This is a genomic window from Streptomyces sp. NPDC002784 (assembly GCF_053592135.1).
Genome location: NZ_JBSFVD010000023.1, coordinates 26,256 through 50,818, shown reverse-complemented (window position 1 = coordinate 50,818; position 24,563 = coordinate 26,256). Strand labels below are relative to the sequence as shown.

23 protein-coding genes, 3 tRNA genes, 1 other RNA gene and 2 pseudogenes are annotated in these 24,563 nt (G+C 72.7%); 16 read left to right on the top strand and 13 right to left on the bottom strand.

From position 1 onward, the window contains the following. The first annotated feature begins 16 nt into the window (after window positions 1-16). Window positions 17-89: transfer RNA gene (locus tag ACWD1Z_RS30110), tRNA-Gly, on the top strand. A gap of 92 nt (window positions 90-181) precedes the next feature. Here ACWD1Z_RS30110 and ACWD1Z_RS30105 read toward each other — a convergent pair. From ACWD1Z_RS30105 to ffs, 6 genes are all read right to left on the bottom strand, one after another. Then, window positions 182-1,081 carry a phosphoribosylaminoimidazolesuccinocarboxamide synthase gene (locus ACWD1Z_RS30105; protein WP_451122823.1) on the bottom strand — a complete coding sequence of 300 codons (900 nt, stop codon included), beginning with the start codon at window positions 1,079-1,081 and terminating at the stop codon, window positions 182-184. A 144-nt stretch (window positions 1,082-1,225) separates the two neighbouring features. Next, a complete protein-coding gene (locus ACWD1Z_RS30100) occupies window positions 1,226-2,767 on the bottom strand; it encodes a N,N-dimethylformamidase beta subunit family domain-containing protein (RefSeq protein ID WP_451122821.1) in 1,542 nt (513 codons plus the stop codon). Window positions 2,768-3,059: 292 nt separating this feature from the next. After that, window positions 3,060-5,000 carry a hypothetical protein gene (locus tag ACWD1Z_RS30095; protein ID WP_451122896.1) on the bottom strand — a complete coding sequence of 647 codons (1,941 nt, stop codon included), beginning with the start codon at window positions 4,998-5,000 and terminating at the stop codon, window positions 3,060-3,062. A gap of 307 nt (window positions 5,001-5,307) precedes the next feature. Continuing rightward, window positions 5,308-6,558, bottom strand: coding sequence for a phosphoribosylamine--glycine ligase (gene purD, locus ACWD1Z_RS30090; protein ID WP_451122819.1), 1,251 nt, complete (start codon window positions 6,556-6,558; stop codon window positions 5,308-5,310). A gap of 163 nt (window positions 6,559-6,721) precedes the next feature. Then, window positions 6,722-9,007: a DNA polymerase III subunit gamma and tau gene (locus ACWD1Z_RS30085; RefSeq protein ID WP_451122817.1), complete on the bottom strand. Its 2,286-nt coding sequence runs from the start codon at window positions 9,005-9,007 to the stop codon at window positions 6,722-6,724. A gap of 43 nt (window positions 9,008-9,050) precedes the next feature. Continuing rightward, an RNA gene (gene ffs, locus ACWD1Z_RS30080) (signal recognition particle sRNA small type) lies at window positions 9,051-9,149 on the bottom strand. Between the two features lie 72 nt (window positions 9,150-9,221). On the opposite strand from ffs, the gene ACWD1Z_RS30075 reads away from it, so the two are divergent. The 3 genes and pseudogenes from ACWD1Z_RS30075 to ACWD1Z_RS30065 all read left to right on the top strand — a co-directional run bounded on the left by ACWD1Z_RS30075 (window position 9,222) and on the right by ACWD1Z_RS30065 (window position 10,392). After that, window positions 9,222-9,309: transfer RNA gene (locus tag ACWD1Z_RS30075), tRNA-Ser, on the top strand. A gap of 64 nt (window positions 9,310-9,373) precedes the next feature. Then, a pseudogene (locus ACWD1Z_RS30070) lies at window positions 9,374-9,629 on the top strand (ATP-binding protein); the annotation flags it as partial. Between the two features lie 247 nt (window positions 9,630-9,876). Further along, window positions 9,877-10,392 (top strand): DUF4396 domain-containing protein, encoded by a 516-nt coding sequence (locus ACWD1Z_RS30065; protein WP_451122815.1) that lies wholly within the window; start codon window positions 9,877-9,879, stop codon window positions 10,390-10,392. Between the two features lie 11 nt (window positions 10,393-10,403). Here ACWD1Z_RS30065 and ACWD1Z_RS30060 read toward each other — a convergent pair whose 3' ends face one another. The 5 genes from ACWD1Z_RS30060 to ACWD1Z_RS30040 form a co-directional block, all read right to left on the bottom strand. Further along, entirely contained in the window at window positions 10,404-12,125 is a 1,722-nt protein-coding gene (locus tag ACWD1Z_RS30060; RefSeq protein ID WP_451122894.1) for a copper resistance CopC/CopD family protein, read from the bottom strand. Between the two features lie 210 nt (window positions 12,126-12,335). Next, complete coding sequence (locus ACWD1Z_RS30055; RefSeq protein WP_451122813.1) at window positions 12,336-13,085, bottom strand: SDR family NAD(P)-dependent oxidoreductase; 750 nt, start codon at window positions 13,083-13,085, stop codon at window positions 12,336-12,338. Next, the gene (locus ACWD1Z_RS30050; protein WP_389416483.1) at window positions 13,082-13,561 is read right to left on the bottom strand and encodes a cupin domain-containing protein; all 480 of its coding nucleotides are present in this window, start codon (window positions 13,559-13,561) and stop codon (window positions 13,082-13,084) included. Before ACWD1Z_RS30050 ends, ACWD1Z_RS30055 begins: the two co-directional genes overlap by 4 nt. Continuing rightward, on the bottom strand, window positions 13,558-14,157 hold the full coding sequence (locus tag ACWD1Z_RS30045; RefSeq protein WP_451122811.1) for a GNAT family N-acetyltransferase: 600 nt from the start codon (window positions 14,155-14,157) through the stop codon (window positions 13,558-13,560). Before ACWD1Z_RS30045 ends, ACWD1Z_RS30050 begins: the two co-directional genes overlap by 4 nt. Next, complete coding sequence (locus ACWD1Z_RS30040; RefSeq protein ID WP_451122809.1) at window positions 14,150-16,198, bottom strand: penicillin acylase family protein; 2,049 nt, start codon at window positions 16,196-16,198, stop codon at window positions 14,150-14,152. Before ACWD1Z_RS30040 ends, ACWD1Z_RS30045 begins: the two co-directional genes overlap by 8 nt. A 90-nt stretch (window positions 16,199-16,288) precedes the next feature. Here ACWD1Z_RS30040 and ACWD1Z_RS30035 point away from each other — a divergent pair. The 4 genes and pseudogenes from ACWD1Z_RS30035 to ACWD1Z_RS30020 all read left to right on the top strand — a co-directional run. Next, a pseudogene (locus tag ACWD1Z_RS30035) lies at window positions 16,289-16,438 on the top strand (siderophore-interacting protein); the annotation flags it as partial. 141 nt (window positions 16,439-16,579) lie between these two features. Continuing rightward, entirely contained in the window at window positions 16,580-17,173 is a 594-nt protein-coding gene (locus ACWD1Z_RS30030; protein ID WP_451122807.1) for an HhH-GPD-type base excision DNA repair protein, read from the top strand. A 55-nt stretch (window positions 17,174-17,228) separates the two neighbouring features. Then, a complete protein-coding gene (locus ACWD1Z_RS30025) occupies window positions 17,229-17,894 on the top strand; it encodes an HdeD family acid-resistance protein (RefSeq protein ID WP_451122805.1) in 666 nt (221 codons plus the stop codon). 74 nt (window positions 17,895-17,968) lie between these two features. After that, complete coding sequence (locus ACWD1Z_RS30020; RefSeq protein ID WP_451122803.1) at window positions 17,969-18,268, top strand: hypothetical protein; 300 nt, start codon at window positions 17,969-17,971, stop codon at window positions 18,266-18,268. A 283-nt stretch (window positions 18,269-18,551) separates the two neighbouring features. Here ACWD1Z_RS30020 and ACWD1Z_RS30015 read toward each other — a convergent pair whose 3' ends face one another. After that, window positions 18,552-20,141, bottom strand: a complete 1,590-nt coding sequence (locus tag ACWD1Z_RS30015; RefSeq protein WP_451122801.1) for a helicase HerA-like domain-containing protein — start codon at window positions 20,139-20,141, stop codon at window positions 18,552-18,554. 112 nt (window positions 20,142-20,253) lie between these two features. On the opposite strand from ACWD1Z_RS30015, the gene ACWD1Z_RS30010 reads away from it, so the two are divergent. Further along, window positions 20,254-20,550, top strand: coding sequence for a type II toxin-antitoxin system VapB family antitoxin (locus ACWD1Z_RS30010; RefSeq protein WP_003999914.1), 297 nt, complete (start codon window positions 20,254-20,256; stop codon window positions 20,548-20,550). 123 nt (window positions 20,551-20,673) lie between these two features. Further along, a complete protein-coding gene (locus ACWD1Z_RS30005) occupies window positions 20,674-21,312 on the top strand; it encodes a LytR C-terminal domain-containing protein (RefSeq protein ID WP_451122799.1) in 639 nt (212 codons plus the stop codon). A gap of 313 nt (window positions 21,313-21,625) precedes the next feature. Here ACWD1Z_RS30005 and upp read toward each other — a convergent pair whose 3' ends face one another. Then, window positions 21,626-22,261, bottom strand: a complete 636-nt coding sequence (gene upp / locus ACWD1Z_RS30000) for a uracil phosphoribosyltransferase (protein ID WP_451122797.1) — start codon at window positions 22,259-22,261, stop codon at window positions 21,626-21,628. A gap of 94 nt (window positions 22,262-22,355) precedes the next feature. Here upp and ACWD1Z_RS29995 point away from each other — a divergent pair, with 94 nt between their 5' ends. From ACWD1Z_RS29995 to ACWD1Z_RS29970, 6 genes are all read left to right on the top strand, one after another. Beyond that, window positions 22,356-22,541 (top strand): hypothetical protein, encoded by a 186-nt coding sequence (locus ACWD1Z_RS29995; RefSeq protein ID WP_451122795.1) that lies wholly within the window; start codon window positions 22,356-22,358, stop codon window positions 22,539-22,541. Window positions 22,542-22,771: 230 nt separating this feature from the next. Next, the gene (locus ACWD1Z_RS29990; protein WP_451122892.1) at window positions 22,772-23,299 is read left to right on the top strand and encodes a tRNA adenosine deaminase-associated protein; all 528 of its coding nucleotides are present in this window, start codon (window positions 22,772-22,774) and stop codon (window positions 23,297-23,299) included. Between the two features lie 56 nt (window positions 23,300-23,355). Further along, window positions 23,356-23,787 (top strand): tRNA adenosine(34) deaminase TadA, encoded by a 432-nt coding sequence (gene tadA / locus ACWD1Z_RS29985; RefSeq protein ID WP_451122793.1) that lies wholly within the window; start codon window positions 23,356-23,358, stop codon window positions 23,785-23,787. A 55-nt stretch (window positions 23,788-23,842) separates the two neighbouring features. Next, window positions 23,843-23,927, top strand: a tRNA-Ser gene (locus tag ACWD1Z_RS29980). A gap of 107 nt (window positions 23,928-24,034) precedes the next feature. Continuing rightward, complete coding sequence (locus ACWD1Z_RS29975) at window positions 24,035-24,214, top strand: hypothetical protein (RefSeq protein ID WP_451122791.1); 180 nt, start codon at window positions 24,035-24,037, stop codon at window positions 24,212-24,214. Then, window positions 24,211-24,504: a Dabb family protein gene (locus ACWD1Z_RS29970; protein WP_451122789.1), complete on the top strand. Its 294-nt coding sequence runs from the start codon at window positions 24,211-24,213 to the stop codon at window positions 24,502-24,504. The genes ACWD1Z_RS29975 and ACWD1Z_RS29970 overlap by 4 nt, the downstream gene beginning before the upstream one ends. Window positions 24,505-24,563 lie beyond the last annotated feature (59 nt).

Genomic DNA, 24,563 nt, shown 5'->3' with positions numbered 1-24,563 from the left:
CGCGCCACGGCGCACTGCGGACGTAGCTCAGTTGGTAGAGCGCAACCTTGCCAAGGTTGAGGTCGCGAGTTCGAGCCTCGTCGTCCGCTCTCTTCGAATCACTTCGAATCAGTTTGTATCTCTTTGTATCTCTTCGGAAGAAGCCCCCCGGTCCACCGGGGGGCTTCTTCGTTTGCCTCGCCTACGTCCAGCTCGTGCCGGTCAGACGCTCGTACGCCTCCACGTACTTGGCGCGGGTGGCGTCCACCACCTGCTGCGGCAGCGCCGGCGGCGGCTGCTCGCTCCCGCGGTCCCAGCCGGACTCCGCGGAGGTAAGCCAGTCACGGACGTACTGCTTGTCGTACGACGGCTGCGCGCGGCCCGGCTCCCACCGGTCCGCCGGCCAGAAGCGGGAGGAGTCCGGGGTGAGGACCTCGTCGGCGATGACCAGGGTGTCCCCGTCGAAGCCGAACTCGAACTTGGTGTCCGCGAGGATGATGCCGCGCTCGCGGGCGATGTCCCGGCCGCGGGAGTAGACGGCGAGGGTCGCCTGGCGCAGCCGGGCCGCGGTGTCGGCGCCGACCTGGCGGGCCACCTCCTCGTACGAGACGTTCTCGTCGTGCTCGCCGACCTCGGCCTTGGTGGCCGGGGTGAAGATCGGGGCGGGCAGCTCACTGCCGTCGACCAGGCCCTCGGGGAGGGCGAGGCCGCAGACCGTGCGGGTGTCGTTGTACTCGGTCAGGCCGGAGCCGGTGAGGTAGCCGCGGGCCACGCACTCCACGGGGACCATCGTCAGCGACTTGCAGACCAGGGTGCGGCCCGCCCAGTCGGCGGGGGCGCCCGGCGGGAGCTCGGTGCTCAGCACGTGGTTGGGCACCAGGTCGGCGAGCTGGTCGAACCACCACAGGGAGAGCTGGGTGAGGACGCGGCCCTTGTCGGGGATCTCGGTCGGAAGCACCCAGTCGTACGCCGACAAGCGGTCGCTGGCGACCATCACGAGGTCGCCCGCCTCGTTCCGGTACAGGTCGCGCACCTTGCCGGTGTGCAGATGCACCAAGCCCGGAACCTCGATCGGTTCGGGCTTTTCTACGAATCCGGACACGGTTCCTCCCCGTGGTCGAAAACAAAGGGGCGCCCGCAGGGCTCGAACAGGGTGGCGGTGGGAGACGGGCGGGCCAAGGGTTCGATTGTCCCGTATGAGGGGTCTGACCTTGGACCGGGGGTCGGCGAGGGCCTGCGGGCCGGGTCAGTCGTGCTTGCAGATGCGGTCCAGGAGGTTGGCCGTGGCGCGCTGGACGCGCGGGTCCACATGGCCCGGGCGGTCCAGGGCGGGCGACCAGGCGAAGGTGCCGGAGGCGAACACCAGGGCGCCGGAGGGGGCGCGGTAGAGGGACGTCTCCTGGTGGCGGAGGGCTCCCTCGCCGTCGGTGTACGGGGAGTGCGCCAGCAGGATGCGCTCCTCGTGCTCGGGCAGCGCGGTGCGCGGGAAGTAGCGGTCCGCCTCGCCCGCGACCAGGCCGGCGAGCGCGTCGCCCTCGTGGGCGCCGGTGGCGTCCCACAGCCAGTGGTCGGCGTTCCGGACGATCAGGGGGTGGGGCTCGGGGACCCGGCCCGCGTACTGGATGCCGATCAGCTGCTGCTCGGGGCGGTCGATCTCGCGCCACAGGACCGGCTTGCCGGGGCCTTTGCGCTTGCGGCAGGTCAGCAGGCGGTCGGGGACGCCGGACGGGGACGGGCCCAGCTCCACCTGCCAGTACATGGTGTTGGCGGAGAGGAACACCAGCGAGGTGCCGTGGTCGCGGGCCCGCTCGACCGTGCGGCGCATGGGCGTCGACCAGTACTCGTCGTGGCCCGGGAAGACCAGGCCGCGGTAGCGGGTGGGGTCGATGTGTCCGGCGTGCAGATCGCGGGCGTCGGCGTAGGCGAGGTCGTAGCCGTAGCGCTCGGCGAAGCGGATGAAGTCGTAGGCGTGGCCCACGTGCAGGGGGAGGCCGGCGCCGGCGTAGGGGCGGTCGAAGGAGACGGTCGTCGCGGCGTCCGACTCGCCGAGCAGCCGGCCGTGCTCGTCCCAGGCGTGGTAGAGGCTGGCGCCGGTGCGGCCGTCCTCCGGGTAGAGGTTGTACGCCTGCCAGGTGACGTCCGGCAGCAGCAGGAGCAGATCGGCCGGGTGGTTGTCCCGGACGGTGAACGGGATGTGGGAGCGGTAGCCGTCGGCGGTGGTGAGCACCGCGACATAGGCGCCGATGCTCCAGTACGACGGGATCTGCAGCCGCCAGGACAGCCACCAGTGGTGGCAGGAGACCGTGCGGTCGGCGGCCAGCGGCGGGGGCTGGACGATGCCGGACAGCCGGGGGCTGGTGGTGATCTTGGCGGCGCCGTCTCCGCCGTAGTGGCCGATGCGGTAGACGTCGACGCTGAACTGCTGGGGCGGGTCGACGGTGATGTGGAAGTCGACGGCCTCGCCCGGGGCGACCGCGCCGGTGGAGGTGAAGCCCTTGATCTGGCGGTGGACGTCGTCCGCCGAGCGGGGGCCCTCGGTGGGGCGGGGCGAGCGGGTGCCGGAGGTGGTACGGGGGGTGGGGACGCGGGGGGCGCCCGGGGGGGCCGGGGTGCCCGGGATGCCCGGGGCGGCCTGGGGCGCGTCCACGTACCAGGGGACCACCTGGCCCGTGTCGTCGAAGTACGTCTCCGTGCCACGGAGCCAGGGGACGGGGCCCTGGCCGAAGGGGTCCGTGACGGCGTGCGCGAGTGCTCCCGACTCCCAGCGGCGGATCTGCTCCGACCCCATGGTCGCTCCCCTCCCTCTTGCCCCCGTGGTCTGAGTGGTTTGTGTGGGTTGTGTGATGTGCGTGGTCTGTGGCGTCTTCGTGACGGTCGTATGTCGCAAGCCCTTGCCATGGGCGCGATCGGTCCCAGCACATCACATTGCGCACGCACGCTGTCACTATTCGTCGCGAATTGGCCGAAAGTGGAATGCGAGGTTCCGTTTGCGGGGTGCGCTGTGTGCGGGGCGCGCTGTGTGCGGGGCGCGCTGTGTGCGGGGCGCGCTGTGGCTCGGGGGCTGGAGGGCTCGGGGGCCGTCAGACGAGGCGTACCGGCTTTTCCGGGCGTATGCCGGATTCGATCAGCCATTCCTGCAAGGGGGCCGGGTCGCCCTCCTCGATGAGGCTGAGGACGCGGGGGGTGAGGTCGGCGGCGCGTTCTCCGTTGACCAGGAGGGTGGGGCCGTCGAGCCAGTCCAGGCCGGGGGTGGCGCCCGCGGTGTCCATGGCGGCGCAGCAGACCATCGCGGTGACGTGGTCCGCGAGCAACTCGCGCGGGGAGCGCGGGGGCTGGAGCGGGAAGAGGGGCAGGGTGCCGTCGTCCCAGAGTGCGGTGTCGGGGGCGGGGGCGGCCGGGCTCGGCGGGACCGCGGATTCCTCGCGGGCGAGTTCGGCGGTGAGGCCTGCGGCGAGGGCGGCGGAGCGCTCGGTGTCGGTGGGGTCTTCCGGGTCGGTGGGGTCTTCCGGGTCGGCCTCGGGCTCGTCCTCGGGTGCGGGGGGCGTCTGCGGGGCGGGGGCCGGGTCCGGCTGCGCGGGGTCCGGCTGCGCGGGGTCCGGCTGCGGGGCGGGCGCGGGGGCAGACACAGGTGTCGGCTCCTCCGGCGCGGTTCGCTCATCCGGCGCGGGCGCAAGGTCCTTCGGCGTGGTCCGCTCATCCGTCGCTGGAGAACGGTCCATCCGCATGGTTCGCTCATCCGCCGGGCCGGCGGGGTCCTCCGGCGTCGACAAGTGGTCGAGTACGCGGGACAGGGTCGGGCCGTCCGTCCGGGGGTTGGGGCGGCGGACGCCGAGGGCGTCGAGGACTCGGTGGAGGCGGGCCGCGTCCGTACGCCATTTGCGGTCGACCACCTCTTCCGGGTACTCCTGCCAGCCGACCGGGGACCAGTCCGGGCCCGATTCCGCCGGGCCGCCGTGGAAGAGCCGCGCGGCCAGCAACGATGCCGCCTCGTCCACCGCGCCCGGTTCCTCCAGGAGGTCGCATGCGGGGCGTTCGCCCAGGCGGGAGGCGAAGCCCTCGGCCAGCCGGTCCCGGCGGGAGAGTTCGGTGAGGGCGGCCACCACTCCCGCGTCCAGGCGGGACGGCCAGCGGCCCATCCGCCAGGCCGGGAGGGCCACCCGGGTCAGCAGTCGGTCCCAGCCCGCGTAGGCCAGGCCCACCTGTTCCTGGGCGACGATGCGCAGTCCGTAATCCACAGCCTGTGCACGCTCCGCCGCCGCCGCGGCCACCCCTCGCTCCATCTCCGCCGCGTGCACCCGGCAACTGCTGAGCAGCAGGCGGGCCACCTTGCCGACGCCGGCCAGCACAGCGCGCGAGAGCGGGCCGCGGTTCGGGGCCGACGCCACTGCCACCGCCGCGTCCAGCCCCCGTACGAAACGGCGGGCCGCGGCTATGTCGGGGTGCGCCGAGGGGCCCGTACCGGCCACCACCGGGGCGAGGACGGCTCGCAGCTCGCCCACCCGCATCCACCACAGGAACGGCGATCCGATGACCAGCACCGGGGCCGCCGAGGTTCGGCGGTGCGGGCCGCGCAGGCCGCTGGTGAGCTCGTCGCGGTGCTCGCGCGGGGGCGGGCCGTGGGCCGGGTGGGTGCGGTCCTCCAGCCAGCTGTCGCAGTCCGGGGTCAGCGCTATCGCGGAGGGCGCGGGCACGTCCAGGCGGTCGGCCAGGTCGCGCACCATCCGGTACAGATCGGGGGCCGACTCCTCCGCGATCGCGACCGTCGGACTGACGGCCGGCCGGGAGCGGGCCACGACCAGCGCTATCCCGCCGGCCGCCAGCAGCACGAGCACGGCGACCCAGGTCACGGCCCAGCGGGCGGTATCCCAGCCGGAGCCCACGAGGTGGCCGGTGGAGCCACCGGCCAGCAGCACCACGGCGGCCGCCGCGGGCAGCAGCGCGACCGCCACTGCCCGGCTACGGATCCGCAGCACGGCCAGCGCCCGGGAACGCGCGGCCTGTGCGCCTGCCTCCACACCCATACCGGTCACGACCGGACCTCACCCCCTCCCCCATGCGCGGGCCGTCAAGGCTGCGCTGCCTGTCCCACCTGTCCTGGCTTTGGTCATTCCCCCACTGTGGCACCCGTCACTGACATCGCAATGCCGGTGGGCCAAGTGCCGGAACGCTTGCGCCGCACCATAGTTGGGGGTCCGGCCTCCGTCAGCCGGATGGGGCATCGGTCACTCGATGGAATGGCTCTGGGGAAAGCTGGATGACGGACAGCAAGGATCAGGCCCCGGTTCCTGAGACGGATCCGGGGCCTGCGGGGTTCATCGGGAGGGCCTGTTACTCGGCGGCCGCCTTCGCCGCGATGTCCGTGCGGTGCTGGGAGCCGTCCAGGCCGATGCGGGCGACCGCCCGGTACGCGCGCTCCCGGGCCGCGGCCAGGTCCTCCCCGGTCGCCGTGACCGACAGGACGCGACCGCCCGCGCTGACCACGGCGTCGCCGTCGGTACGGGTACCGGCGTGCAGGACGTAGGCGTGCGGGGCGTCCTGCGCCGCGACCTCGTCGAGGCCGGTGATCGGGTCGCCGGTGCGCGGGGTGCCGGGGTAGTTGTGCGAGGCGATGACCACCGTGACCGCGGCATCGGCGCTCCAGCGCAGCGACGGCAGGTCGGCGAGTTCGCCCTTGGCGGCGGCCAGCAGGACCCCGGCGAGCGGTGTCTTGAGACGGGCCAGCACGACCTGGGTCTCCGGGTCGCCGAAGCGGGCGTTGAACTCGATCACCCGCACTCCGCGCGAGGTGATCGCGAGACCGGCGTACAGCAGCCCCGAGAACGGCGTGCCGCGGCGCTGCATCTCGTCGACGGTGGGCTGGAGAACGGTCTCCAGGACCTCCTCGACCAGCTTCGGGTCGGCCCACGGCAGCGGGGAGTACGCCCCCATGCCGCCGGTGTTCGGCCCCTCGTCACCGTCGAGGGCCCGCTTGAAGTCCTGGGCGGGCTGGAGGGGGAGGACCGTCTGGCCGTCGGTGATGGCGAAGAGGGAGACCTCGGGGCCGTCGAGGAACTCCTCGATGACCACGCGCTCGCAGGAGTTGGCGTGCGCCCGCGCGGCCTCCAGGTCGGCGGTCACGACGACGCCCTTGCCGGCGGCGAGACCGTCGTCCTTGACGACATAAGGGGCGCCGAAGGCGTCGAGGGCCTCGTCGACCTCCTCGGGCGTCGTGCAGACGTAGGAGCGGGCCGTCGGGACGCCGGCCGCCGCCATCACGTCCTTGGCGAAGGCCTTGGAACCCTCGATCTGGGCGGCCTCCCCGGAGGGGCCGAAGACCGGGATGCCCGCCTCGCGCACGGCGTCGGCGACACCGGCGACCAGGGGTGCCTCCGGGCCGACCACGACCAGGTCGGCACCGAGCCGGGTGGCCAGCGCCGTGACGGCGGCGCCGTCCAGGGCATCGACCCGGTGCAGCTCGGCGACCTCGGCGATGCCGGCGTTGCCGGGGGCGCAGTGCAGCGCGGTGACGTCGGGGTCGAGGGACAGGGAGCGGCACAGGGCGTGTTCGCGGGCGCCGCTGCCGATGACGAGGACCTTCACGGGGTCAGCCTAGCCGCAGCCGGGGTGGCCGGATTGTGCGGGCTGCTGAAGGAGGGCGGGAGCGGGGGTTGTGGGTTCCTACGAATTCCTACGGATCCCTACGGATCCTACGGATTCCACCTACCGGATTCCTACGAAGAGGAGCGGCTCGTGAGTGCTCGGCCTACTCGTTCGTGAACTCCTCGACCACCGTCGCGCCCAGCTCGCGGACGAGCAGGTCGTAGCCGGAGAGGGCCGATTCGTTGAGGTCCGGGTCGTCGTCCTCGGGGATGTCGTCCTCGATGGACACGGGGGGCCGGGGTGGGGGCTCCGGGGCGGAGGGCTGCGGTACGGGAGCGGGGGCGGGGGTCGCTCTCGACGGGGCCGGCTGTGCCGAGTGCGAGGCCGAGGAGGCGGGCGCGGGGGTGGGCTGGGGAGGTGCCGGGCGGCTGGGGGACGCCGTGGCGCCACCGCCGCCGTAGCCGCCCCCGCCGTAGCCCGAGGAACCGCCCTGCGGAGGGGCGGAGCCGCCGCCTCCGGACGGGTCGACGATGGCCTCGATCTTCCACTGGACGCCGAACTGCTCCATGAGCGCCTGGCGCAGGACGTCCTCGCTGCCGCTGGTCGTGAAGTTGTCGCGGGCGCCGGCGTTGACGAAGCCGAGCTGGAGGGTGGTGCCGTCGAAGCCGGTCACCTGGGCGTTCTGGCTGAGCAGGATCCAGGTGAAGCGGCGGCGGTTCTTGACGGCCTCCAGGATGTTCGGCCAGAGCGTGCGGGGGTCGAGGCCGCCACCGCCGGTGCTGGGAGCGGCGGGGGTGTGCTGCGGAGCAGGGGCCTGTGCGGGGGTGCTCGGAGCGGAGGGCGCGGGAGGGGGCGATGGGGCCGCGGTGGGCGTGGTGGCCGGGGTTGCGGTGGGCGTGGTGGTGGGCCAGCCGCCCGGGCGGCGGCCGCTGCCGAGGGTGGTGGCGGTGGGCCAGGCGCCGGGGGTGGGGGCGGGTGCCGTGGCAGCGGGGGTCGGGGTGGTCTCGGCGGCCGTGGGAGGCTGGTGGGCCGGAGCGGCCTCGGTGGACGGCTCGGGCGGGGCGGACGGGGCCTGCGGGGCGGACGGAGCCTGTGGGGCCGGGGCTCCCCCTCCCCGTACCGCCGCGCGGGCCGCTGCCGGGCCGCCGGTGGGCGGAACCGCCGCCGAGTGACCGGGCCCCTGGGCCTGCGCGGGGGCCTGGGCCTGCACCGGCGCGGGGGGCTGCTGGGCGTGGGCCTCGGGTCCGGGGACGTACCCCATCGCGGGAGCGGCGGCGCCCGCGGAGAAGTGCACGCCGCGCTCGAGCCGGTCCAGCCGGGCCATGACCGAACGCTCGTCCCCGTACGCGGCGGGGAGCATCACGCGGGCGCAGATCAGTTCGAGCTGGAGTCGCGGCGAGGTGGCGCCGCGCATCTCGGTGAGGCCGTCGTTGACGAGGTCGGCGGCGCGGCTGAGCTCGGCGGCGCCGAAGGTGCCGGCCTGGGCCTGCATGCGCTCCAGCACATCCGCGGGGGCGTCGATGAGCCCCTTGTCCACGGCGTCCGGGACGGCGGCGAGGATCACGAGGTCCCGCAGCCGCTCCAGCAGGTCGGCGACGAAGCGCCGGGGGTCGTTGCCGCCCTCGATGACGCGGTCGACGACCTCGAAGGCGGCGGCGCCGTCGCCGGTGGCGAAGGCCTCGACGACGGAGTCGAGGAGCGAGCCGTCGGTGTAGCCGAGGAGGGAGGTGGCCATGGCATACGTCACACCCTCCTCCCGCGCCCCGGCGAGCAGCTGGTCCATGACGGACATGGAGTCACGCACGGATCCGCCGCCGGCGCGCACGACCAGCGGGAGGACGCCCTCCTCGATGGGGATGTTCTCCCGCCCGCAGACCTCGGCCAGGTACTCCCTCAGCGTCCCCGGCGGCACGAGGCGGAAGGGGTAGTGGTGGGTCCGCGACCGGATCGTCCCGATGACCTTCTCGGGCTCGGTGGTGGCGAAGATGAACTTCAGATGCTCCGGGGGCTCCTCGACGACCTTGAGCAGGGCGTTGAAGCCGGCCGACGTGACCATGTGGGCCTCGTCGATGATGTAGATCTTGTACCGGCTGGAGGCGGGGCCGAAGAAGGCCTTTTCCCGCAGCTCACGGGCGTCGTCCACACCACCGTGCGAGGCGGCGTCGATCTCGATGACGTCGATGGAGCCCGGGCCGTTCCTCGCCAGGTCCTGGCAGGACTGGCACTCCCCGCACGGGGTGGGGGTGGGACCCTGCGCGCAGTTCAGACAGCGGGCGAGGATCCGGGCGCTGGTCGTCTTTCCGCATCCGCGCGGGCCGCTGAACAGGTACGCGTGATTGACCCGGTTGTTCCGCAGCGCCTGCTGCAACGGGTCGGTGACATGCTCCTGCCCGATGACCTCGGCGAACGACTCCGGGCGATAGCGGCGGTACAGCGCGAGAGACGACACGCATACGAGGTTATAGGCGCCCACTGACAACCCGGCCCACGGGAACGCAAGCGCCCCCCACGCACCCGCCAGAGCCGACCTACCCTTGCTGCCTTCCGGCCCTGGGGGAGTTCAGTCAGATAGCGCCGCGTGAGGGGCTGCGCACAGAGTACCCGACGTCAGCAGCTCGGATCGAGTTCGCGAGCACCCTTCTCGGTCATGTAATGTTCCTGGCGGAGGATTCGCCTAGAGGCCTAGGGCGCACGCTTGGAAAGCGTGTTGGGGGCAACCCCTCACGAGTTCGAATCTCGTATCCTCCGCCAGTGCCTCACCGGGCACGATGTCGAAGGGCCCCACCGTTCGCGGTGGGGCCCTTCGACGGTTCCGGTGGCGGACCGGGAGCTGGGGGTGCTTCGGAACGCCTTCCAGGAGGTTCGAGATGCCGTCGGATCAGCGAAACCGGGGCAGTGCATCCTCATGCGCGGGCGGCGACGGGTCGGCAAGTCCAGCCTCGTCGAGGAGTTCCTCCGGCGCACCGGGGCCCCGCACCTCTTCTTCCCCGCCGCGGGCGGCACCGCGGAGGATGAACTGACGGAACTGGAATGCGGCGTTCAGGCTGCTTGCTGAGGTCCTGCCTGATGAACTCCGCGTTCGACAGCCACGACCTGGCCGTCTTGCAGAAGCACCGGGCGGCGATCACCGACGAGCCCGTGCCGCTCGTGGCAGTCTCGCAACGGAGTCAGTTGCTCAGGGCTCCAGGCGGCGTACGGCCCCGAGGGGCTGCTCAGCGCCTGGCGCGGAGCGTAGGCAGTGGCTGGGCTGCTGTGGTTGCAGTTCTGGCCGCACGGTCTCGAGCCGACCGTCACCTTTTCAGGGAATGGGGCGTCGTCATGGATCACAGCACTCATCAGCACGCGGGGCACACCGGCCATGACGGCCATGACGGCCATGACGGGCACGGTGGTCGCGGTGGGGTCTCCTGGGGTGTGGCGATCAAGGCCACCCTCCACTGCCTCACCGGGTGTGCCATCGGAGAGATCCTCGGCATGGTGATCGGGACCGCGCTGGGCTGGGCGAACGTGCCGACCATGGTGCTGGCGATCACCTTGGCGTTCCTGTTCGGGTACTCGTTCACGCTGTTCGCAGTCGTGCGGGCCGGGCTGGGCCTCAAGGCGGCCATCAAGGTCGCGCTCGCCGCCGACACCGTCTCCATCGCCGTGATGGAGTTCGTGGACAACGCGATCATCGCGCTCACCCCGGGCGCCATGGACGCCCATCTCGACGACGCCCTGTTCTGGTCGGCCCTGTTGGGCGGGTTCGTGGTGGCGTTCGTGATCACCACCCCGGTCAACAAGTGGATGATCGGGCGGGGCAAGGGCCACGCCGTGGTGCACGCCTACCACTGACGCCGTCCGCCTCAGCGGACGTCGATCCGCCGCTCCACGCTCACCTGGTCGAACTCCGAGACCCGCACGGTGACCTTCATGGTCCAGGTCCCGGCGAGGGGCAGGTTGACGAAGCTGTTGGCCCAGTAGCCGCCCTGGTCGGTCAGGTCGGCGTCGAGGGGGCCGATGTCCTGGGCGGGGAGGGTGAAGGAGACCCGCAGTTCGGGCACGGCCGACAGGCCGCCGTCCGGGCCGAGGACCACGGCCTGGAGGGCGTTGTCGCCGACCCGGCCGGGGTCGAGGGTGAGCTCGACCTTGCCGGCGCCGCCCGGGACGCCGACGTCGAAGGGGACCGTGACGGCGACGGTGCCGCCGGTGGGCGGCGCGGCCTCGGCCGCCTCGGCCACGGCCCGGCCCGGCAGGGTGGCGGTGAGCACGGTCGTGATCACCAGCACGACCACTCCGACGGTGACCTCGGCCAGTACCGAGCGGCACAGGGCGCGGCGCTGGGCATCGGAGGGCGGGGACGGTGGGGGTGGGGACGGTGGGTCGGGGAGGCGAGGGCCGCCCGCGGGCTCCGGGACCCTTTCCCGTACGGCCGTCTCCGCCCCGGTCGTCGCCAGGCGTGCCGTCCACCGGCGGGACACGGCCGCCGTCGCGAGGAGCAGGGCGACCGCGATGAGCTTGAGGGTCAGGAGCCTGCCGTACGTCGTGCCGGTGAGCGCGTCCCAGGAGCCCAGGCCGCGCCAGGACTGGTAGACGCCGGTGACGACCAGGACGGTCACCGAGGCGAGGGCGAGGCGGGAGAAGCGGGTGACCGTGTCGGGGGTGAGGTGGGCGCGGCGCAGGGTGAGGAGCAGGGCCGTCAGGCCGCCGAGCCAGACCGCGGTGGCCAGGAGGTGCAGTACGGCGGAGGTCATCGCCACCGGTACCTGGATTCCGGCCGAGGCGTGGTCCGACGCCGCCCAGGTCAGGGCGAGTCCTACGGCGAGGACGGCCCCGGTGACACCACTGGGCTCGCCCCGCCCCGACCGCCGTACGAGATACGCGGCGGTCAGGAGGAGCAGGGCCAGCCTGGTCAGCAGGGTCAGGCCCGGGCGGCCGGTGAGGGTGTCGGTGAGGGCGTCGGGGTCCAGGGCCGCTGCCGGGGACTCGCCGGTTTCGTACGGGGCCCGGAGCAGCAGCAGGGCAACGGTCGTGGCCACCAGGGTCCACCAGCCGAGCAGCAGCGGCGTGCGGAGGACCTGGGGGTCCGCCGGCCGGCATACGGCGACGAAGGTGGCGGTGCCGATGAGCAGGGCCGCCGCCAGGTAGGCGAGATACCGGGCGATCTTGTGGAGGGCGGCGGTGGCCGGGTGCTCGGTCGGGCCCGTGTCCACGGCCACCGGGACGGGCGACGGCTTGCCGACCGAGAACGTGAACGCGCCCGACACGGGGTGGCTGTCCGCCGACACCACGCGCCAGGCCACGGTGTAGGTGCCCTGGTCCAGGCCCCGGGGCAGCGTGACGCGGGCCGTGCCGTCGCCCTTGGCGTGCTCGGCCTCCCCCACGCGCAGGCGCCTGCCGTCCGGGCCCAGGACGCGTACCGAGTCGTCGAGGAGCCCTACGGACTCGGTGAAGGTCAGGGTGAGCTGACGGGGGGCCTTGGCGAGGACGGTTCCGTCATCGGGGTCGGTGCCGCTGAGGGCGGCGTGCGCCGAAGCCGGTGCCGTGCCGCCGAGGAGGAGCAGGACCAGCACGGCTCCCAGCAGCACCAGACCTTGAACTCCGCGCCGTCGGACCACGTCGTCTCTCCGTCTTCCCCGGTCTCCGCCACGAGGACAAGTACGCACCGCGGGCGCTCCGCGCTCACCCGGTCGGACGGAACGAGTACGCGCGGCCCGCCACAGACCCACCACGGCGACCGCACCGACGCCCCGACGTCCCCGTCCCACCGGCGGCATCCCCCTCCCCCGCCTCCCGCCTCACCACGTCGGCCGGGCCGACACCCCTCCGTCCACGACCAGGTCGTGGCCGGTGATCCAGGACGCGAGCGGGGAGGAGAGGAACACGCAGGCGTCGCCCACGTCCTCCGGGCGGCCGAGACGGCCCACCGCCGTGGCCTCGCTCCAGCGTCGTACGCCCTCCGGCCAGGCCCGGGCCAGTCCGTCCCGTTCGATCAGGCCCGGGGAGACCGTGTTCACGCGGATGCCGTCGCGGCCGTACTCCAGCGCCGCGGAGCGGGCGTGCATCACCACTGCCGCCTTCGCGGCCGCGTAGTGCGCGTGCCCCTGCGCCGGCATCCGGGCCTCCACCGAGGCGATGTGGGTCACCGAGCCGCCGCCCCGCCCCCGCATGACCTCGGCGGCGGCCTGCGTACAGGCGAAGACGCTGGTCAGGTTGGTGTCCAGCACCGCCCGCCACTCGGCCGCGGTCATCCCGGGCAGGTCCCGGACCGGCTGCACGCCCGCGTTGTTGACCAGCGCCGTCAGCCGGCCGCCACCCCACTCGGCGGCCTCGCGCACCACGCGGTGGCACTCCTCCTCGACGGTCAGGTCCCCGCGCAGCACGACGGAGTCCCCCAGCTCGGCGGCCAGTTCGTGCGCCGCGTCCACCGCCGTACGGCAGTGCAGGGCCACCGCCGCGCCCTGCTCGGCGAAGCGCAGGGCGATGCCGCGGCCGATGCCGCCGCCGGCTCCCGTGATCAGGGCGACCTGGCCCTGGAGCAGCTTCATGGGCGGCACAGTTCCATGATCCGGGCGGCCTCGTGGGGATAGCGGGCGAGGAGGTGCTGCGCGTCGCCGTGCTCGTAGTCCTCGTAGGTGAAGCCGGGGGCCATGGTGCAGCCGAAGAAGGTCCAGGTGCCGCCCGCCACGACCCGGGCGCCCATCCAGGTGCCCGCGGGGACGGTCAGCTGCGGTTGCTGGCCGTGCAGGATGTCCGGGCCCAGGACGGCCGTGCGGGAGCTGCCGTCGGGGTCGAGCAGCAGCATCTCCAGGGGGTCGCCGAGGTAGAAGTGCCAGACCTCGTCGCCGGTCAGCCGGTGCAGCGCGGAGTAGTCGCCCGGCTCGGCGGTGAGCAGGGCGACTATGGCGGTGCCCGCGGGCCTGCCGTCCGGTAGCGCGGGCCCTTCCCAGGTACGGCGGAACAGTCCGCCCTCGCGGGGGATCGGCTCCAGGCCGTAGTGGGCGACGAGGTCTTCCGGGGTCACCCGGGGAAGGCTACCTCCCGGCGCAGGAAGGCGAGTTGGGCCTTCTTCTCCGGCAGGTAGACGTCCGGGAGGTCGATCTCGGGGAGGGTGACGAGCGGTCCCGCCTCGAAGCCCTGGCGCAGGAAGCGGGCGACGGCCTTCTCGTTCGCCACGTCGGGGTCGACGACGACCCGCCGCCGGTCCAGGCCGATGAGGACGTAGGAGGTGATGGCCCCGAGCAGCGCGGCCGTCCAGCCGCGGCGGCCGCCCTCCGCCGCGGCGGGCGCGAGCAGCAGGTGGAGGCCGATGTCGCCGGGTTCCACGTCGTAGCACTCGCTGACCCGGTCGGCCTCGGGCTCGTAGGTCTGCAGCAGCGCGGCCGGGACGCCGTCGCGCCGGACGAGGTAGGCGTGGTGGGTGTCGAGGGTGTCCAGGTGGGCGTAGACCTCGGCGACCTGGTCGCGGGTGAGGCCGTTCATGCCCCAGAAGGAGGCGCGTTCCTCGCTCACCCAGGAGTGCACGGCCTCGGCGTCGGCCTGCGGGTCGAGGCGCTGGAAGCGCACGGTGCCGAAGCCGTCGACCCGCTCCTCGTACACCGTCTCGCGGGGGTCAGACATCGGTCTCCTTCTCCAATCGGTCGAAGTCCGTGACGACGGGGACGAGCTCTCCCCGTGTCCACAGGGGCAGTTGGTCGCGGTGGTGGGGGGTGCCGGGCACCCCGGAGGCGCCGAACGGCACCACCCACAGGCTGTGTTCGCGGCGGTCCAGGTCCCAGACGTACCGGGCGGCGGGGCCGCGGGCCGCGAGGTCGGTGATGCCGGGCACGGCGGAGGTGCACAGCACGCAGTCGTGGTCGCCGGAGAGGGCGGGCTCGTCGTACTCGGCGGGCAGTGCCCGCCAGGGGGCGAGGCGGTGGGTGTCGCCCCAGGCTCCCTCGGGCGGCCGGGCGGCCACCTCCTCCACGGCCGCGCGCACGGCTTCCGGCCGGTCGATGCCGTACAACTCCTCGGCGCGCAGCAGGTGTTCGAGGGCGAAGCCGATGCGCGGGACGAGGGCGAGCCAGGGGAGCAGGACCTCGGGGTAGGCGGGCGGGGTGGTCAGGGCGGCGAAGGCGGGGTGCGCGGCGATCCGGCGTACGACCGCACTGCGCAGCGCCGCGTAGAGGGCCGCGGGCCGGCTGTCCGCGTCCATGCGGCGGTCCCAGGCCAGCAGCGTCTCGCGGAGGCGGGCCGCCTCGGGGGAGAGGCCGTCGAGGGCGGCCAGGCGGTCCAGCAGGGCGGCGGCGGAGGCGAGATGGGTGTCGGTGTGGATGGCGGGCATGTCGCCGGGCGCCCACCGCTTCCGCTCGCTCAGCAGGGCGGCGATGCGGTCGGCGCGGTGCGGCGGGGCGAACTCCACGCCGAGGGGCGCGGCCGGGCCGCGCTGGTTGGCCATCACCGCGACTCCGTCGGCGAGTTCGCCGTACGGCGTCTCGTGCCAGCCCTGCCAGGCGTGGCCGGGCTCCCAGGCGGGGACCAGCCGGGTGCGGTTGGCGGGGGCGCGCAGCGGGACCTTTCCGGCGACGCGGTGGAGCAGGCCGCCCTCGGTGTCGGCGGCCTGGACGACGTTGACCGGCTCGGTCCACCGGTCGAAGGCCCGGTCGACGTCGGCGACCCGGCGGGCCCGCAGCAGGGGGAGGAGGGCGCCGAAGCCGAGGTCGCCGGTGACGCGGGGCGGGTAGCGGAGGCTGACGGCGCGGTCGGTGCCGTCGTCGAGGCCCTCGGGGCCGCCGATGACGACCGGGCCGCGGTCGGTCTCGATGACCTCGACCTCGACCGGGTCCTCGCCCGCCACCTCGATGGTCTCGGTGTGCCGCGCGGCGCGGGCCCAGGTGCCGTCCGGACCGAGGGCCTCGATGCCCGCGCCCGTCCGCCGCAGCCGTTCCCGGTACAGGTCCTGGTAGTCGGCCATGGCGTTGGTGATGGCCCAGGCGACCGTGCCGGTGTGCCCGAAGTGGGCGATGCCGGGGACGCCGGGGACGGCGAGGCCGACGACGTCGAACTCGGGGCAGGACAGGTGGATCTGCTGGTAGACGCCGGCTTCCTCGATGAACCGGTGCGGGTCGCCCGCGATGATGGGCTGCCCGGAGACCGTGCGCTCGCCGCTGACCAGCCAGCCGTTGCTGCCGGAGGTGCCGGGCCCGTCGATGGCGAACAGGCCGACGGCCTCCTCGCCGAGGTGCCGGACGGCCTCTTCGCGCCAGAGCTTGGCGGGGAAGCCCGCGAAGAGGATGTGGATGCCGAGCCAGACGCCGAGCGGGGTCCAGGGCTCCCAGCGGCCGGGGGCGCCGACCGGGAGGGCGGCCCCGGCGAGACCTTCGTTGACGCCGTCGACGTACGCCTGGATCCAGTCGGCGGTCTCCGGGTCGCCGTCGGCCAGTGCGGCCCAGCAGCGGCGGGCGGTGTCGTCCAGCCTCGCCCGCCGCACGAAGCGGTCCCAGGGCAGGGAGTCCGGGCCGAGCAGGGCGGCGGAGGTGCCCTCTGCGCGACGGCGCTCCACCTCCAGCTGCCAGGCCCGGTCGAGGGCGGTGACGCGGCCCTGGGCGCGGGCGAGTTCGCGCGCGCCGTCCGCCCGCAGATGCGGGATGCCCCAGGCGTCGCGGTAGATCTCGGCGGTCACCTGTCACCCTCCTGTGTCCATGGCGTGCTTTAGGTAAGCCTTGCCTAAGTTGTTCGTGGCGGAATAGTACGCGAAGGGTGAAGGCGCTTCTCCCCCGACTACCGGCGGCTGCGCCTCACCGACGGCGGCATGCTCGCGGCGACCGGCATCCACCCGACGATGTGGGTCCGGCTCTGGTTCACCGACGGGGGCAAGCCGCACCAGCGGGCGTACACGCTGGTCGACCCCGGCCTGTCCGCGTACGTCCGCAAGGAGCTGGGCGTCGCCAAGGACCGGATGCACGCGCTGGGGTACTGGCGCGCGACCTGAGCGCGACCTGAGTCCGGGCAGGCGCCCGGCTACCGGCGCGCGACCTGGGTCCGTCCGCGGGATCATCGAGCCATGGACGTCACCCTTCACCTCGCCCAGGATCCCGACGCCGACGAACTGCTCGGCCGCAGTCCGCTCGCCGCGCTGGTCGGGATGCTGCTCGATCAGCAGGTCCCGATGGAGTGGGCGTTCAAGGGGCCCCGGACGATCGCGGACCGGCTCGGCGCGGACGATCTGGAGGCGCACGACATCGCCGCCCAGGACCCGGAGTCCTTCGCGGCGCTGCTGTCGGAGAAGCCGGCCGTGCACCGCTACCCGGGGTCCATGGCCAAGCGCGTCCAGCAGCTGTGCCAGTACCTGGTCGAGCACTACGACGGCAACGCCGAGCTGGTCTGGAAGGGCGTCACGGACGGCACGGAACTGCTGCGCCGCCTGGAGGAACTGCCCGGCTTCGGCAAGCAGAAGGCGCAGATCTTCCTCGCGCTGCTGGGCAAGCAGCTCGGCGTGGCCCCCAAAGGCTGGCGGGAGGCGGCCGGGCCGTACGGCGAGGCCAGGTCGTTCCGGTCCGTCGCGGACATCACGGGGCCGGAGTCACTGGCGAAGGTGCGCGCGCACAAGCAGGAGATGAAGGCGGCGGCCAAGGCGGCCAAGGCGGCCAAGAAGTAAGCCGTTCGGCTCACCCTTGGTGGCGGCCCGGGCCGGTCCGTTCTCAGCTTGAACCATGACCGAGGCACCGTCCGGCCCCGCGTGGGGCCCGGAGTACGACGACCGCAAAGTCCACGCGCAGCGCGCCACCAGGGGCGGGCACGAACCCGAACCGCCCCTCGAAGGGCCCCTGCACGCCCTGTCCCAGGCCGCCTGGCAGATCGTCCTGCTCACCGGCGTCGCCTCACTGATCCTGGGCGTGCTGGTGCTGATCTGGCCGGGCTCCACGCTCCGCGCCACCGGCGTCCTGTTCGGCCTCTACCTCCTGATCAGCGGCGTCTTCCAGCTCGTCGCCGCGTTCGGCACGCACAAGACGACCTCGCTGCGCGTGCTGGGCTTCATCAGCGGCGCCCTGTCGATCCTGCTGGGCCTGTTCTGCTTCCGCGGCCCCATGCAGTCGCTGCTGCTGCTCGCCCTGTGGATCGGCATCGGCTGGCTGATCCGCGGCATCACCCAGACCGTGGCCGCCGTCTCCGACCCGGGCATGCCCGCCCGCGGCCGGCAGATCTTCCTCGGCGTGGTCACCTTCGCCGCGGGGGTCGTGCTGATCGTCTCGCCCTTCGAGTCGGTCGCCGTCCTCGTCGTGGTCGGCGGGATCTGGCTGGTCGTCGTCGGCGTCGTCGAGATCGTCACGGCGCTGGGCATCCGTCACCGCGCCCGTCAGGTCCCCCACGAGCTGTGAACGGGTACGCCGAGCGGGCGGTTCTCGGGCGCGCCGCGCAGAACGGCGCGGCCGCGCCGGGGAGATGACCTTCCGTGAGCACCGTACGAAGCCTCCGACCGGGCCGGACCTGGCTGCGGACCTTCGTCCTGCTGCTCGCCCTGTGCGTCCCCGCGGCACCCGCCGGACTGCCCCTGGCCCCCGTCGCGGCGGCCACCGAGATCATCGAGTACGACCTCGTGGACCCCGCCCCCCGGCCGGGAACCGCCCGCCGCGCGCACCGCGCCGCCGCCCTCCCCCCGCGTCCCGCCCCGCGGCCCCGCCCGGCGCCCCTCCTGTCCCCGCCGCACCCGTACACCCCGCCCGCCCGCCGCTCGGTGGTCCTGCGCTGCTGACAGAACCGGCGCCCCCGGTTCATCCGTCAGTACGACGCAAGGAGCACCCCATGCCCATGGACCCGTACGCCGTCATGCGCGCCCTGCTGCGGGCGGAAGCCGCGCGCAGCGCGCCGAAGCCGCAGGTGAAACGGGAGGAACGGTCCCCGAAGGACAAGAACCGCTGAGCAGCCGGCGGAGGCGGGGCCGTGGCGGCTACCGCCTCCGCCGGGCCGTACCGAAGAGCTACCGCCTCCGCCGGGCCGTACGAAGAGCTACCGCCTCCGCCGGGCCGTACGAAGAGCTACCGCCTCCGCCGGGCCGTACCGAAGACCGAACGGGTGATCTCGCGCCCGATCTGGGTGCCGATGGACCGCGCCAGCGACTTGAACATCCCGCTGCCGACGACCTGCTCGACCACCGACGGCTGCCCCTCGGTCCGCGGGGCGGCCTGGGGGGCACGTGCCCGCATCTCGTCCGGCCCCTTGCCCGCGGGCGGCCGCCGCAGCCGCTCGTACGCCGACTCACGGTCGACGGCCTGCGCGTACCGCCCGTACAGCGGTGACGACGTCACCGCCTCGTTCAGGGCCGCGGACTCGACCGGCCCCATCAGGGACTCCGGCGCCCGCAACCGGGTCGCGGCGACCGGCGTCGGGGCGCCCTTCTCGCTGAGCACGGTGACCACCGCCTCGCCGGTACCGAGCCCGGTGAGCAGCTCCTCCAGGTCGTACGCCGAGTTCGGGAAGGTCTTCACCGTGGCCCGCAGCGCCTTCTCGTCGTCCGGGGTGAAGGCGCGCAGGGCGTGCTGGATCCGGTTGCCGAGCTGGCCGAGGACGTCCGCGGGTACGTCCTTCGGGGTCTGCGTGACGAAGAAGACGCCGACCCCTTTCGAGCGAATGAGCCGCACGGTCCGCGTGAGGGAGTCCAGGAAGGCCGGGGAGGCGTCGTGGAACAGCAGATGCGCCTCGTCGAAGAAGAAGACCAGCTTCGGCTTGTCGGTGTCACCGACCTCGGGCAGATCGTGGAAGAGATCGGCGAGCAGCCACATCAGGAACGTGGAGAACAGCTCCGGCTTGTCCTGTACGGCGGGCAGTTCCAGGACGGAGACCGTGCCGCGCCCGTCCTCGGCCGTGCGCAGGAACTCGGCCGTGTCGAACTCCGGCTCTCCGAAGAAGCCGGCCATGCCCTGCGCCTCGAAGGCGGTCAGCGCCCGGAGGATCACTCCCGCCGTGGCGCTGGACAGACCGCCGATGTCCCTCAGCTCCGGCCTGCCCTCGTCCGAGGTCAGGAAGGCGACGACGGCCCTGAGGTCCTTGAGGTCGACCAGCTCCAGGCCCTTGGTGTCGGCGTAGTGGAAGATCAGGCCGAGGGACTGCTCCTGGGTCCGGTTCAGCCGCAGGACCTTCGAGAGCAGGAGGGGGCCGAAGCTGGTGATCGTGGCCCGCACCGGAACGCCGTGGCCCAGACCGCCGAGCGCGTAGAACTGCGCGGGGAAGCCGGTCGCCGTCCACGTCTGGTGGACGTCCGCCGCCCGCGCGGTGACCTGGTCGCCGGGCCGCCCCGGCGCCGAGATGCCCGACAGATCGCCCTTGATGTCGGCGAGGAACACCGGCACGCCCTGCGCCGAGAGCTGTTCGGCGATCAGCTGGAGCGTCTTGGTCTTGCCGGTGCCGGTCGCGCCGGCGACCAGACCGTGCCGGTTGAGCATCGGCAGCGGGATCCGGATCTGCGCGTCGGCCAGGCACCTCCTCTCCCACAGCAGGGCGCCCAGGTCGAGGGCGGGGCCGGTGAAGGCGTACCCGGCGGCGATCTCCAGGGCCTCCTTCGGCAGGGCGGGGGCGCTCCCGGACTTCTCGGGGGCGGTGGCCGACGGCATGGTTTCGCGGTCACTCATCTCAGGCACCTATCCGAAAATTGAGGTTCACCCCGATTTACAGCGGCTTTTCCAGCGTCGCACTCGGTCGCCATGGCTGCGCCCGGAACGTCTGGACCGGTAGGCTTTCCGTGTGATCTTCAAGCGCATCGGAAACGGCCGGCCGTACCCCGACCACGGCCGGGAGAGCACCCGGCAGTGGGCGGACGTCGCACCGCGCCCGGTCCGCCTCGATCAGCTCGTGACGACCAAGGGCCAGCTCGACCTGGAAACCCTGCTCGCCGAGGACTCCACCTTCTACGGCGACCTGTTCGCGCACGTGGTGAAGTGGCAGGGCGATCTGTACCTGGAGGACGGTCTGCACCGGGCCGTGCGCGCCGCGCTGCAGCAGCGCCAGGTGCTGCACGCGCGCGTGCTGGAGCTGGACTGACGGAGCCGGTCCGACGCCGGATCGGGTGACGGTCCGGTAAAGGGTTGACCCTTTTGGGTTCTCTGCCCGGCATCCAATGATCATTTAGTAGGAATCGCCGCTCCGGCGCACTACGCTGCGCCCATGAGCATGCTGACTCCCCCTGGCATGGGCGGCCAGTACCGGATCACGGGGGACAAGTACCCGCGGATGCGCCGACCGCGGCGACGCGGCAGGCTCGTTCTCCTGGCCGTCGCGTCCGTCACCGCCCTCGGTGTGCTCGGCTGGGGCACCTTCCAGCTCATCGACGTCTTCACCGGTGGCGGCAAGGAAGCCTCCGCGGCCGGCACCCGGTCGGAGTGCGACACCCGGGCGGCCTCCTCGACGAAGGCCGCCGCCCTGCCCGAGCCGGGCCGGATCACCGTCAACGTGCTCAACGCCACGCCGGTCAGCGGCCTCGCCAAGAAGACCGCGGACGAGCTGAAGAAGCGCGGCTTCCGGATCGGCGAGGTGGGCAACGCGACGAAGCAGTACGACAAGAAGATCAAGGGCACCGGGCTGCTGCTCGGCCCCTCCGCCGCCCTCGACACGTCATTGCCGGTCCTCGCCACCCAGCTCCCCGGCGCGGAGCGCCGCACGGACGCGGCCCGCAAGGGCACGGCGGTGGACCTGATCCTGGGCACGGGCTTCAAGAAGCTGACGGCAAAGGCTGACGCCGACAAGGCCCTGACCACCCTGACCAACCCGAAGCCGAAGCCGGCCACGGCGAACAAGACCTGCTGACACCACGCGGCCGGCGACAACTCCCCGGGCGGGGCGGGGAACTGCGCCTGGGGGTCGGGGAACGCGCCTAGGGCGGGGCGGGGAACGCGCCTAGGGGCGCGGGGAACTGCGCGACCAGCCACGACGGCGCCGCAGCCGCCCCGCGACCCGCACCCCTACGGCGATAGGCGCCCGGCGCCATGATCCGGCCGCCCGCGTCGCAACGCGTCAGCGACAACTCCCCAGGGGCGCGGGGAACTGCGCGACAAGCTACGACGGCGCCGCAGCCGCCCTAAAAAACCCGCACCCCTACGGCGAAAAGGCGCCCCGCGTCCTACTCCGCCGCGCCGTACATCCGGTCACCCGCGTCGCCGAGCCCCGGCACGATGTACCCGTGCTCGTTGAGCCGCTCGTCGACGGAGGCCGTCACCACCGTCACCGGCGCCCCCGCCAGCTCGCGTTCCATGACCTCGACGCCCTCGGGCGCGGCGAGCAGCACCACCGCGGTCACATCGTCGGCACCGCGCTTGATCAGCTCATGGATCGCCGCGACCAGGGTGCCGCCGGTGGCCAGCATCGGGTCGAGGACGTACACCTGACGCCCGGAGAGGTCCTCCGGCATCCGAGTGGCGTACGTGGACGCCTGGAGCGTCTCCTCGTTGCGGATCATGCCCATGAAGCCCACCTCGGCGGTCGGCAGCAGCCGCACCATGCCTTCCAGCATGCCGAGGCCGGCCCGCAGGATCGGCACCACCAGGGGGCGGGGATGGGACAGCTTGACGCCCGTGGTCCGCTCGACCGGCGTCCGGATGTCGACCTGTTCGGTGCGCACGTCCCGGGTGGCCTCGTAGGCGAGCAGGGTGACCAGCTCGTCGGCGAGGCGGCGGAAGGTCGCGGAGTCGGTGCGCTGGTCGCGCAGCGTGGTGAGCTTGTGGGCGACCAGGGGGTGGTCGACGACGTGGAGACGCATGTCCCTAACAGTAACCGGGCCACCGCGCCCCTCGCGCTGGCATCAAACCGCCCGCCGGCGGGAACGCGGAAGGGACGTACGGAGGGGTGTGCACATGTCTGACAGGAAGTCCCGGGAGGACTGCGACCAGCAGGAGACCGACGCGCAGCGCCGCCGGCGCCGGGCCCAGTTCCTGCGCGACCTGGCGGAGGCCCGCGAGCTGCGCGACCGGGTCCAGCCGCGGCGCGCCAAGGCCGCCCGGCTGCGCCACCACATGCGCATGCGCACCTTCCGCTGGTGACCTCGGCCCGCTGACGGCCCGTCTGATGCGTGCGCCACGCCGGGCGCCGCGTACGATCCCGCTCGTGGACGATCAAAACGGGCGGACACAGGGAGCCGAAGACGTCCCCTGAACGCTCCGTTTCTGCCACGATTCCGAGTGGGCGGGGCTCGGCGCACCGCACTCCCCGCCCACAGCCTCCGCCGGGGGGACCCCCAACCGGCACGCCTATGACCAGTGGGAGAGTCACGGTGTACTTCGCCGCACTGCTCGCGCGCACCGAAGACGGGTGGGAAGCGAGCGACACAGAGCTGGACGATGTGGAGACCTTGTCGGACCTGGCCGACCTGGCCCGTGAGTCCTCGCCGGAGGACGACACGGTGCTCGTGCTCATCGAGCAGGAGGACGCCTGGTTCGGCGTCGTCCGGATCGACGGCGAGGACGACCCTCGTATCTACGTCTCGGACGCCGCCGCCGCTGCCCGCAGCAGCTACGGCGAGATCCTGCTCACCGACGAACTGCTCGGAAAGGAGCCCGGCGAGGGCGACCCCGATCTGGACACCCTCGACCTCGACGGCACGGAGGAGCCGGACGGCGACTCCGACGACGAGCCGGCCGCCCCGTCCGCCGACGCGGTCCCGCACAGCCCGGTGGGCGACAGCGAGATCCTCGACGACCTGGGTGTCAGCGAGAAGGAGCTGAAGACCCTGGCCGTCGACGCGCTGAGCGCCATCGCCGAGGCTCTGGGCGCCGCGGAGGTTCTGGAGACCGTCCGCTGACCCCCACCCTCCCCACGGGTCCCCCGGACCCGGTACGCGACCGCTGGCGGGGTCCGATGCGACTCGCCCTGGACCAGGCCGAACTGGCCGTCCGGGGCGGGGACGTTCCCGTCGGCGCCGTCGTGCTGTCCGCGGACGGCACGACCGTGCTCGGTGCCGGGCACAACGAACGCGAGGCCGTCGGCGACCCCACCGCGCACGCGGAGGTGCTGGCGATCCGCAGGGCCGCCGCACAGATCGGCGAGTGGCGGCTGACCGGCTGCACGCTCGTCGTCACGCTGGAGCCGTGCACCATGTGCGCCGGCGCGCTGGTGCAGTCGCGGGTGGACCGGGTCGTCTACGGCGCCCGGGACGAGAAGGCCGGCGCGGCGGGTTCCCTCTGGGACGTCGTGCGCGACCGGCGGCTCAACCACCGCCCCGAGGTCGTCGAGGGCGTGCTCGCCGAGGAGTGCGCCCGGCTGCTCACGGACTTCTTCCGGCACCGGTGACGGTCCCCGATTATCGATTTCTGAGCACGGCCCGCCGTGCTGTAAGGTCTCCCTCGGTAGCGTGTCCGAGCGGCCGAAGGAGCTCGCCTCGAAAGCGAGTGTGGCGCAAGTCACCGAGGGTTCAAATCCCTCCGCTACCGCTCCGGGAAGGGCCTCGTCGCAAGACGGGGCCCTTCATCTGTTCGGTTACACTCACCGCCGGCAACAGCGGGCCCGACGGGGGCGACAGGCGCAGGGGGAGGCCGCAGTGGCGGTGAATTCGAAGAAGATCGCCGTCTATGTGCTCGTGGTCTTCGTGCTCTACCTGATCATCACGGACCCGGAGAAGGCCGCCGACTACGTGCAGATAGGGTTCGAGGGCATATCGGACGCCGCCAAGGCCATCGGCGACTTCATGACGTGGATCGCCAACGGAGGAGAAGAATGATCCGCCACCTGGTCCTCTTCAAGCTCAACGAGGGTGTCCGGCGCGACGACCCGCGGGTCGTCGAGGGCGAGAAGGCCTTCCGGTCGCTGGAGGGCACGATCCCCGAGATCCGCTTCTGGGAACTCGGCTGGAACCTCAGCGACCGCCCCATCGCCTACGACTTCGCGATCAACTCCGCCTTCGACGACGCCGACGCCCTGCGCCGGTACGTGGAGCACCCCGAGCACCAGGCGGGCGTGGCCCTCTGGAAGGAGTTCGCCACCTGGGTGATCGCGGACTACGCGTACTAGACCCCGCGCGCCGCACTGCCCCTCGCCGTACCGGTGAGGGGCATTTCTGCGTCTTATGG